Source organism: Pseudomonas fluorescens (assembly GCF_902497625.1).
Classification (GTDB): Bacteria; Pseudomonadota; Gammaproteobacteria; order Pseudomonadales; family Pseudomonadaceae; genus Aquipseudomonas; species Aquipseudomonas fluorescens_BQ.
In genome coordinates this window covers 1-13,336 of record NZ_CABVGX010000003.1, presented here as the reverse complement: position 1 = coordinate 13,336, position 13,336 = coordinate 1, and the positions used below count along the sequence as shown (strand labels likewise).

13 protein-coding genes are annotated in these 13,336 nt (G+C 57.6%); 9 read left to right on the top strand and 4 right to left on the bottom strand.

Features of this window, described 5'->3' with window-relative positions; genetic code table 11:
* Window positions 1-7 precede the first annotated feature (7 nt).
* From F8N12_RS02625 to F8N12_RS02615, 3 genes are all read right to left on the bottom strand, one after another.
* Window positions 8-280: a TfoX/Sxy family protein gene (locus F8N12_RS02625; protein ID WP_007971093.1), complete on the bottom strand. Its 273-nt coding sequence runs from the start codon at window positions 278-280 to the stop codon at window positions 8-10.
* Window positions 281-511: 231 nt separating this feature from the next.
* Window positions 512-856, bottom strand: coding sequence for a pentapeptide repeat-containing protein (locus F8N12_RS02620; protein WP_150579046.1), 345 nt, complete (start codon window positions 854-856; stop codon window positions 512-514).
* 90 nt (window positions 857-946) lie between these two features.
* Window positions 947-2,503, bottom strand: a complete 1,557-nt coding sequence (locus tag F8N12_RS02615; protein WP_150579045.1) for an AAA family ATPase — start codon at window positions 2,501-2,503, stop codon at window positions 947-949.
* 117 nt (window positions 2,504-2,620) lie between these two features.
* Between F8N12_RS02615 and mrcB the strand changes: the two genes are divergently transcribed.
* Genes mrcB through F8N12_RS02600 form a run of 3 tightly spaced genes read left to right on the top strand, consistent with a single transcriptional unit; the run spans window position 2,621 to window position 6,046 of the window.
* Window positions 2,621-4,945, top strand: coding sequence for a penicillin-binding protein 1B (gene mrcB / locus F8N12_RS02610; RefSeq protein ID WP_150579044.1), 2,325 nt, complete (start codon window positions 2,621-2,623; stop codon window positions 4,943-4,945).
* Window positions 4,946-4,961: 16 nt separating this feature from the next.
* Window positions 4,962-5,711, top strand: a complete 750-nt coding sequence (locus F8N12_RS02605) for a hypothetical protein (protein WP_150579043.1) — start codon at window positions 4,962-4,964, stop codon at window positions 5,709-5,711.
* Complete coding sequence (locus tag F8N12_RS02600) at window positions 5,711-6,046, top strand: YqcC family protein (RefSeq protein WP_150579042.1); 336 nt, start codon at window positions 5,711-5,713, stop codon at window positions 6,044-6,046. Before F8N12_RS02605 ends, F8N12_RS02600 begins: the two co-directional genes overlap by 1 nt.
* A 115-nt stretch (window positions 6,047-6,161) precedes the next feature.
* On the opposite strand, the gene F8N12_RS02595 is transcribed toward F8N12_RS02600, so the two are convergent.
* Window positions 6,162-6,578 carry a DUF4124 domain-containing protein gene (locus tag F8N12_RS02595; protein WP_150579041.1) on the bottom strand — a complete coding sequence of 139 codons (417 nt, stop codon included), beginning with the start codon at window positions 6,576-6,578 and terminating at the stop codon, window positions 6,162-6,164.
* Between the two features lie 399 nt (window positions 6,579-6,977).
* Here F8N12_RS02595 and F8N12_RS02590 point away from each other — a divergent pair, with 399 nt between their 5' ends.
* The 6 genes from F8N12_RS02590 (at window position 6,978) to msrQ (ending at window position 12,961) form a co-directional block, all read left to right on the top strand.
* Window positions 6,978-8,702, top strand: coding sequence for an acetolactate synthase 3 large subunit (locus F8N12_RS02590; RefSeq protein WP_150579040.1), 1,725 nt, complete (start codon window positions 6,978-6,980; stop codon window positions 8,700-8,702).
* A 2-nt stretch (window positions 8,703-8,704) separates the two neighbouring features.
* Window positions 8,705-9,196, top strand: a complete 492-nt coding sequence (ilvN, locus tag F8N12_RS02585; protein ID WP_003176102.1) for an acetolactate synthase small subunit — start codon at window positions 8,705-8,707, stop codon at window positions 9,194-9,196.
* Between the two features lie 48 nt (window positions 9,197-9,244).
* Window positions 9,245-10,261 carry a ketol-acid reductoisomerase gene (gene ilvC, locus F8N12_RS02580; RefSeq protein WP_007948647.1) on the top strand — a complete coding sequence of 339 codons (1,017 nt, stop codon included), beginning with the start codon at window positions 9,245-9,247 and terminating at the stop codon, window positions 10,259-10,261.
* Window positions 10,262-10,406: 145 nt separating this feature from the next.
* The gene (gene pssA / locus F8N12_RS02575) at window positions 10,407-11,264 is read left to right on the top strand and encodes a CDP-diacylglycerol--serine O-phosphatidyltransferase (RefSeq protein ID WP_150579039.1); all 858 of its coding nucleotides are present in this window, start codon (window positions 10,407-10,409) and stop codon (window positions 11,262-11,264) included.
* A 63-nt stretch (window positions 11,265-11,327) separates the two neighbouring features.
* Window positions 11,328-12,341 (top strand): protein-methionine-sulfoxide reductase catalytic subunit MsrP, encoded by a 1,014-nt coding sequence (gene msrP, locus F8N12_RS02570; protein ID WP_150579038.1) that lies wholly within the window; start codon window positions 11,328-11,330, stop codon window positions 12,339-12,341.
* The gene (gene msrQ / locus F8N12_RS02565; protein ID WP_150579037.1) at window positions 12,341-12,961 is read left to right on the top strand and encodes a protein-methionine-sulfoxide reductase heme-binding subunit MsrQ; all 621 of its coding nucleotides are present in this window, start codon (window positions 12,341-12,343) and stop codon (window positions 12,959-12,961) included. The genes msrP and msrQ overlap by 1 nt, the downstream gene beginning before the upstream one ends.
* Window positions 12,962-13,336: the final 375 nt, after the last annotated feature.

Sequence of the window (13,336 nt, the reverse complement as noted above, 5' to 3'; positions counted from 1 at the left end):
CGCCCGTTCAGTTCTTGTGGCGTGACGAGATGGCTTCAAGTTGTTTGTTCAAGGCTTCCTTGCGCTCTGCCGGAATGTCGTTCCAGTGCACATCCATCAAAGCGCCTTCAATGGCATACAACAACACTTTGGAAGCTCGGAACCCGCGCGTGCGTACCGCTCGGTAAGCATCCACCGCCCCCAGGCGACGCAGATCAGAAGCACTATGTATGCCGACGGCGTGCAGCCATTGTGCCGATGTCTTGCCAAGGTTTTTCAGGTGCTGCAATTCATCATTCATCAAGCCTCCTTGCGACAGCCGAATGGAGCGTGGGGCAAGCCTCTGAGGAGTGTAGTCATCAGTAGGAAAAGTGTGTTCGTTTGGTGTGTTTCAATGCAGAAAGGTTCTAAGACCACCAAGCTGGCGGCAGCGAATGTTGGAGCAGGCAGCAGGATGGTCAGGTCGACCAGGCAGACAGTGTCTACAGTCCGGCGCAAGCGGGGGCGCCGGATCTTTGGTCAGCTACAGCTCTTAGCGAGTGCGATAGCGCAGGCGTGTACCGAAATTCATCGACATCAGAATTTCGTCTGCACTCAATTCAACTGGAAAATAAGCGCCGGATATCTGCGCGTGGGCCAGGCTCGCGCCTTGCAGATTGGAATTTCTGAAATCAATACCGCGCAGGTCAGCCGAACGGAAATAAGCATCTGCGAAGTCGACGCCGTCAGCGTTCAACTCCCGCAGGTCCAGGCCACGAAAGTCGCCTCCCACCATGTCGACGGCTCCGTCAGAGGGGCGCTCGTTGTTGAACCCGGTGATATCGTCTTTGTGCAGCAAGGCATAGAGCGGGGTGTCGAGAAGTTTGGGCTGGCTCATGTCAGATCACCTGTTAGTTTTATGACGCCAGTATAGTGCCACTATTTGGTGTCCGTGAAGCCGGCAAGGGCTTCACAGCTCAAATAGTTTTTACAAGCCGGGCAGGCGCTGGCGGATCTGCGCGACAACGGTATCGAGTGTTCCGCTCTCGTTGGTCTGAACGCGTTTGCTACACAGGATCTCTGCCGGCGTCAGGGCTTCGCGACTGACCTGTTGGGCCTCGATAACGGCCAGAGTGGCGTCGGACGGATCCTTATTGTCCGCTTGACGCAGCGTCAGCCAGCTTTCGATCACGGCCTGCGGGGCATTGCAATCAAGGATGAGGAACGGCGCGCCAGTCGATTCGGCGACAGCTGCGGCGCCGTCGCGTTGTTCGCGCTTGAGGTAGGTCGCATCGATGACCACCGGGAAACCCGCGTGCAGGATGACTCCGGCAATCTCATGCAAACGGGTGTAGGTCGCAGCACTCGCTTCAGCGCTGTAGATGCCGGCCTGTGGATCGTTGGTGACGGTTTGTGCGCCGAACAGACGCTTGCGTTCAATATCGGAACGCAGGCGAATCGCGCCCAGTGCTTCGACCAGACGCATGGCCACGTGGCTTTTGCCTACAGCGGAGACGCCGTGGGTAATTGCCATGAATCGCGAAGGAATGGTGCTGTAGCTTTCGGCCAGGTTGGCGTAATTGCGGTACTGACGCAGTGTCGTGGCGCGCTGCACCGGATCGGCTTCGGCCGGCATGCTGAACAGGCTGACCTTGGCGCGAACCATGGCACGGTAGGCTTTATAGAAGTTCAACACCTCAAGGCCCTGGTAATCGCCGGTGAGCTCCAGGTATTGGCTGACAAACCGGCGGGCCAGGCTTTTCAGCCCCCGGTCTTCGAGGTCCATCGCCAGGAAGCCGGTGTCCGCGTACACGTCGGTGAAACGGAAAGGCTCGTTGAATTCGATGCAGTCGAAAATTACCACGCTGCCGTCGATCACGGTGGCGTTGCCCAAGTGGATATCACCGTGGCATTCGCGGATGAAACCGCTGGCCTTGCGCTGAGCGAGCAGAGGCTTGAGACGTTCGAAGCTGCTTTCGGCCCATGCTTGCAAGGCGTCGAGTTGCAGCAGGTCGGCCTTGTCGCTGAGAAACGGGAGAATCTGCTCGAAGTTCTGCCGTACCGGGGCCATGACGCTGTCTGGCGTGCCGGCATCATGTTCGGCGGGCACTTTAGGCGCATCGAGGTGGAACTGAGCGATCTGCGCGGCCATTTCGTCGATATGTGCGGTGGTCAACTCGCCGTTGGCTTGTAGAGTGCTGAGCAACTGGCTTTGTGGGAATTGACGCATTTTCAAGGCGAAATCGACGACCGGACCGTCGCCACCCCACTGCGGAGCCTCGGCACTCCCGGTAATCGGCAATACTTCGAGATACAAATCCTTGGTCAAACGCTGATTAAGGCGCAGTTCTTCAGCGCAGAAATGCTCGCGGGCGTCGAGGCTGGTGAAATCAAGAAAACCGAAATTCACCGGTTTCTTCAATTTATAGGCGAAGGGGCCCGTGAGAATAACCCAGGAGATATGGGTCTCGATGACCTGAAACCCGTCTACAGGATGCGGGTAGAGGGCGGGATTTTGCAGGGCAGCGATCAGGGACTGGCTCACAGGCGTTCCTTCAGAGTCTGGGAAAATTCACGGCCGTCATTATGGCGGCAAGTCCGCCCGACGCAAACCTCAGAGGGCGTCTGTCGAGTATGAATAAAGTGCGTATAATCCGCCGCCATGACTCGTACTCGATCCCCCCGCACACCCAAAAAACCACCTTCCAAGGGCATGCGCCCCTGGCTGGGCTGGGCCCTTAAACTCAGTCTGGTCGGCCTTGTAGTGCTCGCCGGATTCGCGGTTTACCTTGACGCGGTCGTCCAGGAGAAGTTTTCCGGCAAGCGCTGGACCATCCCGGCCAAGGTCTACGCGCGCCCGCTGGAATTGTTCACCGGGCAGAAGTTGAGCAAAGCAGACTTCCTCACCGAGCTCGATGCTTTGGGTTATCGCCGTGAAAGCGTGAGCAACGGCCCGGGCGCTGCGGCGGTCAGCGGTAACACCGTCGACCTGAATACCCGAGGCTTTCAGTTTTATGAAGGTTTGGAGAAAGCTCAGCCTGTGCGTGTACGGTTCTCCGGCGACTACGTGGCCGAATTGTCCGCTACCAACGGCTCGAAGCTTTCAGTCGTGCGCCTGGAGCCGCTGCTGATCGGCGGGATTTATCCGAAGAATCTCGAAGACCGCATTCTGATCAAGCTGGACCAGGTGCCGCCTTACCTGCTGGAAACCCTGGTGGCCGTGGAAGACCGGGACTTCTATAGCCACTGGGGCGTTTCGCCAAAATCCATTGCGCGCGCCGTTTACGTCAACACCTCCGGCGGGAAGATGACCCAGGGCGGTAGTACGCTCACGCAACAGCTGGTAAAAAACTTTTATCTGACGAGCGAGCGCAGCCTGACGCGCAAACTCACCGAAGCCATGATGGCGATGCTGCTTGAGCTGCATTACGACAAGCGCGAAATTCTTGAGGCTTACCTCAATGAAGTGTTCGTCGGTCAGGACGGTCAGCGCGCAGTGCACGGTTTCGGGCTGGCCAGCCAGTTTTTCTTCGGGCAGCCGCTGTCGGAGTTGAAGCTGCACCAGGTGGCCATGCTGGTCGGCATGGTCAAAGGGCCTTCCTACTACAACCCGCGTCGCAATCCCGAGCGGGCGCTTGAGCGACGTAATCTGGTGCTCGATGTGCTTGAGCAACAAGGTGTTGCCAGTGCCGAGCAGGTCGCCGCCGCGAAGAAAATGCCACTGGGCGTGACCACGCGTGGCAAGTTGGCCGACAGCTCCTTCCCGGGGTTCATCGACCTGGTCAAACGCCAGTTGCGCGAGGACTACCGGGACGAAGACTTGACCGAAGAAGGTCTGCGGATTTTCACCAGTTTTGACCCGATCCTGCAGATGAAAGCCGAAGCGTCGGTCAATGACACCTTCAAGCGGTTGTCCGGGCGCAAAGGTTCCGATGAAGTGGAAGCGGCAATGGTCGTGACCAACCCGGAAACCGGTGAAGTGCAAGCCATGATCGGCAGCCGTCAGGCCAGTTTTGCCGGTTTCAACCGGGCGCTGGATGCGGTGCGACCGATCGGCTCCCTGATCAAGCCGGCGGTGTACCTGACCGCGCTGGAGAAACCAAGCCAGTACACGCTGACCAGTTGGCTGTCGGATGATTCGTTCTCGGTCAAAGGTGCGGACGGCCAGGTGTGGAAGCCGCAGAACTATGATCGCCGATCCCACGGTACGGTTTTCCTCTATCAAGGTCTGGCGCATTCCTACAACCTGTCGACCGCGCGGCTTGGCTTGGCGGTGGGCGTGCCGAACGTGCTGAAAACCCTGGCGCGTCTGGGTGTCAGTCGCGAGTTTCCGGCATTCCCGTCGATGTTGCTGGGTGCTGGTGGTCTGACGCCGATTGAAGTGGCGACGATGTATCAAACGTTGGCCAACGGCGGTTTTAATACGCCAATGCGTGGAATTCGCAGCGTCTTGACGGCCGAGGGTGAGCCGCTCAAGCGCTATCCATTCCAGATTCAGCAGCGTTTCGATCCGGCTTCCATCTATCTGGTGCAAAGCGCCATGCAGCGCGTGATGCGAGAGGGGACCGGCAGTTCGGTGTACAACGTACTGCCGAAAACCCTGACCCTGGCTGGCAAGACCGGTACCAGTAACGACTCGCGTGACAGCTGGTTCGCAGGGTTCAGTCAGGATCTGCTGGCTGTTGTCTGGCTGGGGCGCGACGATAACGGTAAAACACCGTTCACCGGGGCCACCGGTGCGTTGCAGGTCTGGACCAGTTTCATGCGCAAGGCTGACCCATTGCCGCTGGACATGCCGCAACCGGATAATATCGTTCAGGCCTGGGTCGATTCCCGGACCGGGCAAGGTTCCGATGGCAACTGCCCAGGCGCCGTGCAGATGCCGTATATTCGCGGCAGCGAACCACCTCCCGGCCCGCCTTGCGGTGGCGAAAGCCCTGCTTCCGGCGAAACGGTGATGGATTGGGTCAAGGGCTGGATGAACTAAGCAAAGAGGGTTTCAAGTGAACAAGTGGTTGATTCCAGCGGTTGCCGCCGTGGCTTTGCTCAGCGGTTGCTCCAGCGTGCAGCGTGGTTCGATTCCTGTAGTGGATTCCGGCAGCGCCGTCTCCAATAGCGAACGTGTTTCGGCCAACGGCGGTTTTCGGCAGACGACGGTACAACGTCCTGTGCAAAACCAGACGCAAGCGATTCCTCAGGGTGATACCGGCGTAGTCGTGATGGTGCCCGGTGGCGGCGCCGTTGCATCGGCGCCGATCAGCACGTCACCGATCACGCCAGGCCCGATCACGCCAGGCCCGATCACGCCAGGCCCGATCGATACGTCGCCGGTGCAATCGGCGCCGGTCAATCAGGGCAGCTACAGCATGCCGGCGACGCCGAGCGGCATTCCTTCGGCGAGCTCGGGCGGTCTGTCCGCCGACGAGCAGCTCGATGGCCCGGTGCTGGCGCTGCTGACCACTGCTCAGCAACAGCAGGCGGGCGGCGATCTGAATGGCGCGACTTCCAGCCTCGAACGCGCTCAGCGCGTTGCGCCACGTGAGCCGCAGGTCCTTTATCGACTGGCTCAAGTGCGCATGGCTCAAGGTGATGCGGGCCAGGCTGAGCAGCTTGCCCGTCGTGGTCTGACGTTCGCCAATGGTCGCCCTGCGCTGCAGGCCAGTCTCTGGGAATTGATCGCGCAGGCCCGTGAGAAACAGGGTGATTCCGCTGGCGCTGCATTGGCCCGTCAGAAGGCCAAGGTAGCTTCCTGATGGACGCACGCTTTCCGAAAATTGCCGAGCAGCTGCTGCTGATCGAGCGCGAACTGCGGGTTCAAGGCTGGTGGGAAGATGACTCGCCCTCAGCCGAAGCCTTGTCCAGTGTCGAGCCTTTCTCGGTCGACACACTGGACTTTGAACAGTGGTTGCAGTGGATCTTCCTGCCGCGCATGAAGATCATCCTCGAGCAGGATCTGCCTTTGCCGAACGCTTCCGGGATCCAGGAAATGGCCGAAATGGTCTTCGCCGCGCGCAATGTTCAAGGCAAGGATCGGCAATTGCAGGTTCTGCTCAAAGAGTTCGATCTCCTGATCACGCAGTCCCGCTGACGGCTGTCCCGGTGGAACCGTAGGAGCTGTCGAGTGAAACGAGGCTGCGATCTTTTAATGTGGTTGTTCCAAATGCAGAACCAAAAGATCGCAGTCTCGCTTCGCTCGGCGGCTCCTACGAGCAGTTTTCAGTAATCTGCCGCTGGGCTTCGACAATCCGCTCCTTACGCTGCTCTTCACTCAATCGGCGCATCTCACCCTCCACCTCTTCTCGCACGCGTGGATTGTTCTGCAGCTGTGCCAGATTCGTGCGTGCCTGTTCGCAAAAAACCTTCAGCTCGGCTTCCTGTTTGGCGACCTGCTTTTTCACTTGTTTATCGATCGCCTGCTGATCGCCGATGGGCGTGCCGCTCTGTGTCGGCAGCGATTTGCTGGCGGGCGGCGCAGCGGGTGTCAGCGTGCTCGCTTCCTGGCCTTGCGGCGGCTGAGCACCGAAGTGAGTCACGCCTTGGGCATCGACCCATTTGTAGATCTGGCCTGCCATGCATGCAGGGCTGATCAGCAGGCTGGCAATGAGGAACATCGATCGCATGGCATTTCCTTGTCGTGGGTCGCGCAATTGAAGCTAACACAGTGACGCTTTGGCGGTTTTTTCTTGCTTTCTCATGTGCTTACTTCAATAAAGCACATTGACGACTTGACTTGGAGAGGGCGAAACAGAAGAATCCAAAGTCCGCTGTAGAGGGACTGCCAGAAGCAGACCCACTCGGCAGATCATGAGGCGCACACCCGCGCCGACCTGTTACACCCGCAACGCGTTACCTCGCGCTGGGTGGGAAAGGCCCGCAATACTGGGACGATCCCAATACTTGCTCAGTCAGTGCTGACGTTGTCGGCGACCACCGTCGCTCATGCTCTGCCGAGAAGTAAACCTATTAAGACCCGTCCTCTTGTATGTGGACGGTATTCTGGCGTTTTAGAGGTGAACAACGTGGAGCTTTTATCTGGCGGTGAGATGCTCGTCCGCTTTTTGCGTGACGAAGGCGTCAAATACATCTACGGGTACCCGGGCGGTGCTCTTCTTCATGTCTACGATGCCCTGTTCAAAGAACCGGAAGTGACCCACATTCTGGTTCGTCACGAACAGGCCGCGACCCATATGGCTGACGGTTATGCCCGTGCCACCGGTAAAGCCGGTGTGGTACTGGTGACATCCGGCCCGGGCGCGACCAACGCCATTACCGGTATTGCCACGGCCTACATGGACTCCATTCCGATGGTGGTCATTTCCGGCCAGGTGCCCAGCACTATGGTAGGCACCGATGCGTTCCAGGAAACCGACATGATCGGTATCTCCCGGCCGATCGTGAAGCACAGCTTCATGATCAAGCACGCTTCGGAAATCCCGGAAGTCATGAAGAAAGCTTTCTACCTGGCGCAATCCGGTCGTCCGGGCCCGGTCGTTGTCGACATCCCGAAAGACATGACCAACCCGGCCGAGAAATTCGAATACATCTTCCCGAAGAAAGCCAAGCTGCGTTCCTACAGTCCGGCGGTTCGCGGACACTCCGGGCAAATCCGCAAGGCCGCAGAAATGCTCCTGGCGGCCAAGCGTCCGGTGATGTACGCAGGCGGCGGCGTGATCCTCGGTGGCGGCTCCGCGCCGCTGACCGAGCTGGCGAAAATGCTCAACCTGCCAGTCACCAATACCCTGATGGGCCTGGGCGCGTATCCTGGCTCCGACCGTCAGTTCATCGGCATGCTCGGCATGCACGGCAGCTACACCGCCAACCTGGCGATGCACCATGCCGATGTGATTCTCGCTGTCGGCGCGCGTTTCGACGATCGTGTGATCAACGGCCCGGCGAAGTTCTGCCCGAATGCCAAGATCATTCACATCGATATCGATCCGGCTTCGATTTCCAAGACCATCAAGGCCGACGTGCCTATCGTGGGTCCGGTCGAGAGCGTCCTGACCGAAATGGTCGCGATTCTCAAGGAAATCGGCGAGACGCCGAACAAGGACTCGGTCGCCAGCTGGTGGAAGCAGGTTGATGAGTGGCGCGATGATCGCGGGCTGTTCCCTTATGACAAGGGTGACGGCAGCGTCATCAAGCCTCAAACCGTGATCGAAACCCTGTGCGAAGTCACCAAAGGCGATGCCTATGTTGCCTCCGACGTCGGCCAGCACCAGATGTTCGCTGCGCAGTACTACACGTTCAACAAGCCCAATCGCTGGATCAACTCCGGCGGTCTGGGCACCATGGGCTTCGGTTTTCCGGCAGCCATGGGCATCAAGTTGAGTTTTCCGGATGATGATGTCGTTTGCGTAACGGGCGAAGGCAGCATCCAGATGAACATCCAGGAGCTGTCGACCTGCCTGCAGTACGGTTTGCCGGTCAAGATCGTCATTCTGAACAACGGTGTGCTGGGCATGGTTCGTCAATGGCAGGACATGAGTTATGGCAGCCGCCACTCTCACTCCTACATGGAATCGTTGCCTGATTTCGTCAAGCTGGCCGAAGCTTACGGTCACGTCGGCGTGCGCATCACCGATTCGAAAGACCTGAAATCGCAGATGGCAGAGGCGTTCGCCATGAAAGATCGCCTGGTGATCATAGATGTATCGGTAGACACCAGCGAGCACGTCTATCCAATGCAGATCAAAGACGGCTCCATGCGCGATATGTGGCTGAGCAAGACGGAGCGTACTTAATCATGCGGCACATTATTTCCTTGCTTCTGGAAAACGAACCTGGCGCTCTGTCTCGTGTAGTCGGCCTGTTCTCGCAGCGCAACTACAACATCGAAAGCCTGACCGTGGCGCCGACCGAAGACCCGACATTGTCGCGTCTGACGTTGACCACTGTCGGGCATGATGAAGTGATCGAGCAGATCACCAAGAACCTCAACAAGTTGATCGAAGTGGTCAAGTTGGTCGACCTCTCGGAGAGTGCTCACATCGAGCGCGAACTGATGCTGGTCAAGGTCAAGGCGACCGGCGCCCAGCGCGCCGAGATCAAACGCACTACCGATATTTACCGTGGGCAGATCGTCGATGTCAGCGCCAGCGTGTATACCGTTCAACTGACCGGTACCAGCGACAAGCTTGACAGCTTCATTCAGTCCATCGGCACCGCGTCGATTCTGGAAACCGTCCGCAGCGGCGTAACCGGTATCGCCCGCGGCGACAAAGTACTCAGCATCTAAACCAAATTAGCGAATGGCCTGAACGGCCTGGATATATAGGGGAATTTCATGAAAGTTTATTACGAGAAAGACTGTGACCTGTCGATCATCCAGGGCAAGAAAGTTGCCATCATTGGTTACGGTTCCCAGGGCCACGCTCAAGCGTGCAACCTGAAAGATTCCGGCGTGGACGTCACCGTTGGCCTGCGTAAAGGTTCGGCGACTGTTGCCAAAGCTGAAGCTCACGGCCTGAAAGTGACCGACGTTGCTTCTGCTGTCGCTGCTGCCGACCTGGTCATGATCCTGACCCCGGACGAGTTCCAGTCCGCTCTGTACAAGAACGAAATCGAGCCGAACATCAAGAAGGGCGCCACCCTGGCCTTCTCCCACGGTTTCGCGATTCACTACAACCAGGTGGTTCCGCGCGCTGACCTCGACGTGATCATGATCGCGCCGAAAGCACCGGGTCACACCGTGCGTTCCGAGTTCGTCAAGGGCGGCGGTATTCCTGACCTGATCGCTATCTATCAGGACGCTTCGGGCAACGCCAAAAACGTTGCGCTGTCCTACGCTGCCGGCGTGGGTGGCGGTCGTACCGGCATCATCGAAACCACCTTCAAGGACGAAACCGAAACCGACCTGTTCGGCGAGCAAGCCGTTCTTTGTGGCGGTACCGTTGAACTGGTCAAAGCCGGTTTCGAAACCCTGGTTGAAGCTGGCTACGCGCCGGAAATGGCCTACTTCGAATGCCTGCACGAATTGAAGCTGATCGTTGACCTCATGTACGAAGGCGGCATCGCCAACATGAACTACTCGATCTCCAACAACGCCGAGTACGGCGAGTATGTAACGGGTCCGGAAGTGATCAACGCCGAATCCCGTCAGGCCATGCGCAACGCCCTGAAACGTATTCAGGACGGCGAATACGCGAAGATGTTCATCAGCGAAGGGGCAACCGGCTATCCTTCGATGACCGCCAAGCGTCGTAACAATGCTGCTCACGGTATCGAAATCATCGGCGAGCAACTGCGCTCCATGATGCCGTGGATCGGTGCCAACAAGATCGTCGACAAAGCCAAAAACTAAGTCGCACTCTTGTACGGAAGACGCGGCCCAGGCCGCGTTTTTTCGTTTGGGGGATCGGTTCTGGTATAAAGCTCCATCGTTTGCGGCCGAACCGTCGTCCCAGACACTTGTCGAAATTTTTCCACCCAGTTGCAAGGTAATGTCCATGAGCGAACGTCCCGAAGAGCCAAACCAGGCTTCTGACGCCGAAAGCCTGCTGCCCATTGATGAGCACATTGAGGAAGGGCATGACGCGGAAGGCCGTAAAGTCCGGCATCGTGGTATCTATCTTCTGCCGAATCTGTTCACCACTGCGAATCTGTTCGCGGGGTTTTATTCCATCATCAACTCCATGAGCGCTCAGGCCGCCTTGAGTGCGGGTGATTCGGTCAATGCGAGCAAGTATTTTGCATTCGCAGCGATCGCCATCTTTGTTGCGATGGTGCTTGACGGCCTCGACGGTCGCGTTGCACGCATGACCAATACGCAAAGCGCTTTTGGCGCCGAATATGACTCGCTGTCGGACATGGTGGCTTTTGGTGTCGCACCGGCATTGCTGGCATTCGGTTGGGCGCTGGGCGATATGGGCAAGGTCGGCTGGATGGTGGCCTTCATCTATGTGGCGGGCGCGGCACTTCGCCTGGCACGTTTCAACACTCAGGTGGGCACGGCGGACAAACGCTATTTCATCGGTCTGGCCAGTCCGGCCGCGGCGGGTGTGGTCGCCGGTATCGTCTGGGCGTTCAGCGATTTCGGGATCCAGGGTTCGAAGATGTCATTCCTGGTTGCCTTGATGGTTGCCGCTGCCGGCATGCTGATGGTCAGTAACATCAAATACAACAGCTTCAAGGAACTGGACCTGAAGGGGCGCGTACCTTTCGTGGCGATCCTCGCCGTGGTCCTTGTGTTCGCTGTCGTGTTCAGCGATCCGCCACGAATCCTGTTGCTGGTGTTCCTCGCCTACGCGGCCTCCGGTCCGGTGCAATATTTGCTGCGTCTGCGTCGGCACAAAACATTGCCTTAATGTAATGTTCCCCATACTCCGCAGTCTATTGGTACATCAGTTGCCCAATACTGCGGAGTCGCCATGCTCATCAATATCCCCAAGTCATCCGACTGTCTTGAGTCAGATGTCACGCCCGAATCTTTCTATCTTTCTCGCCGCCATCTGCTCGGTGCCGCTGCGGCCGGTCTGGCCGTGGGCAGCCTGCCGCGTTGGGCCGGTGCAGCCGATCCGGCGCGCTACGCCGATGTCGAGCCGGGCAAAGCGCCTGCGTGGTTTGCCGACAAGCTGCCTTCCACTCAATGGGGAGCAGTCAACGTCAAGGATGAGGCGATCACGCCGTTCAAGGATGCGACTCACTACAACAATTTTTATGAGTTCGGCACCGATAAAGGCGACCCGGCTGCCAACGCAGGCTCGCTGAAAACCGAGCCCTGGAGCGTGGTAGTCGACGGGGAGGTGGGAAAGCCCGGCCGCTACGCGCTGGAAGACTTCATGAAGCCTTACCAGTTGGAGGAGCGAATCTACCGTCTGCGCTGTGTCGAGGCGTGGTCGATGGTCATCCCGTGGATTGGCTTTCCGATCTCGGCGTTGCTCAAGGAAGTTGAGCCGACCTCCAAAGCCAAATTTATCCGCTTCGAAACCTTGCAGGACCCTAAGACCATGCCGGGGCAACGCTCGGGTTTTGCCTTGATCGACTGGCCTTATGTCGAGGGCTTGCGGTTGGATGAGGCGATGAACCCGTTGGCCATTCTTGCGGTGGGTATGTATGGGCGTGAATTGCCGAATCAGAATGGCGCGCCACTACGCTTGGTGGTGCCGTGGAAGTACGGCTTCAAGAGCGTCAAGTCCATTGTGCGGGTCAGCCTTGTCAGTGAGCAGCCGAAGACAACCTGGCAGAGTATCGCGGCCGATGAGTATGGTTTCTATGCCAACGTCAATCCGACTGTGGATCATCCGCGCTGGACACAAGCGCGCGAACGGCGTTTACCCAGCGGTCTGTTCAAGCCCAACGTGCGCGACACGCAGATGTTCAATGGCTACTCGGATGAAGTCGCTTCTCTATATACAGGCCTCGATCTGCGGAAGAACTATTAATGCGATATCCGTTGTGGCGTGTTGGCGTCTTTATTGCGGCGGCGGTGTGGCCTCTGCTTTGGCTGTATCAGGCATGGGCGGATACCCTTGGGCCTGACCCGGGCAAAGTATTGGTTGATCGGCTTGGCTTGGGGACGTTGGTGTTGCTCTTGGTGACGTTAAGCATGACGCCCCTGCAGAAACTTACAGGCTGGGCGGGGTGGATTGCTGTCCGGCGGCAGCTGGGTTTGTGGTGTTTTGCTTACGTCGTGCTGCATCTGTCCGGTTACACCGCGTTCATCCTCGGTTTCGATTGGTCCCAGTTGGGTGTCGAACTGCGCAAGCGCCCTTACATCATAGTCGGCGCACTCGGGTTTCTTGGCTTATTGGCGCTGGCAGTTACGTCCAATCGCTACAGCCAGCGACGGTTGGGCGTTCGCTGGAAAAAGCTGCATCGGTTGGTTTATGTGATTCTGGGGCTTGGTCTGCTGCACATGCTGTGGATTGTTCGCGCCGACCTTAAAGAGTGGGCTTTTTACGCCTCTATAGGTGCCCTGTTGTTAGTATTGCGTCTGCCGTCTGTTGCCCGACGAATTCCTCGTTTAAAGGGTGGAAAACAAGATTCTGCGAGAAAAGCGTAAATCAGGGGTTGACGGCAGATTCTGGAAGTCTATAATTCGCCCCACTTCCGGCGCAGTCGAAACGGGAAACTCCTTGGTAAACAAAGAGTTACGCAGTTTTCGATAGCGAGCTTGCTTCAGATCATCGAAGCCTGGAAGGAGTTGGAAGGGCGGTGTTGTTTGGCTCTTTTAACGATTCGATCTTCTCGGTCGAAAGCGGAGAAAAAGAGGTGTTGACAGCAGCGAGTAACGCTGTAGAATTCGCCTCCCGCTAACGAGAGATCGGAAGCGCAAGTGGTTGAAGTTGTTAAGGATTTCCAAGCGAAACTTTGAAAACTTCTTAAAATAACCGCTTGACAGAAACACGGAGCGCTGTAGAATGCGCGCCTCGGTTGA

What these genes read in the sequence shown, in the direction of transcription:
- ilvC (WP_007948647.1), top strand. Translation starts at nt 9,245, where the DNA reads ATGAAAGTTTATTACGAGAAAGACTGTGACCTGTCGATCATCCAGGGC.
- F8N12_RS02625 (WP_007971093.1), bottom strand. Translation starts at nt 280, where the DNA reads ATGAATGATGAATTGCAGCACCTGAAAAACCTTGGCAAGACATCGGCA.
- msrQ (WP_150579037.1), top strand. Translation starts at nt 12,341, where the DNA reads ATGCGATATCCGTTGTGGCGTGTTGGCGTCTTTATTGCGGCGGCGGTG.
- pssA (WP_150579039.1), top strand. Translation starts at nt 10,407, where the DNA reads ATGAGCGAACGTCCCGAAGAGCCAAACCAGGCTTCTGACGCCGAAAGC.
- F8N12_RS02620 (WP_150579046.1), bottom strand. Translation starts at nt 856, where the DNA reads ATGAGCCAGCCCAAACTTCTCGACACCCCGCTCTATGCCTTGCTGCAC.
- ilvN (WP_003176102.1), top strand. Translation starts at nt 8,705, where the DNA reads ATGCGGCACATTATTTCCTTGCTTCTGGAAAACGAACCTGGCGCTCTG.
- msrP (WP_150579038.1), top strand. Translation starts at nt 11,328, where the DNA reads ATGCTCATCAATATCCCCAAGTCATCCGACTGTCTTGAGTCAGATGTC.
- F8N12_RS02600 (WP_150579042.1), top strand. Translation starts at nt 5,711, where the DNA reads ATGGACGCACGCTTTCCGAAAATTGCCGAGCAGCTGCTGCTGATCGAG.
- mrcB (WP_150579044.1), top strand. Translation starts at nt 2,621, where the DNA reads ATGACTCGTACTCGATCCCCCCGCACACCCAAAAAACCACCTTCCAAG.
- F8N12_RS02595 (WP_150579041.1), bottom strand. Translation starts at nt 6,578, where the DNA reads ATGCGATCGATGTTCCTCATTGCCAGCCTGCTGATCAGCCCTGCATGC.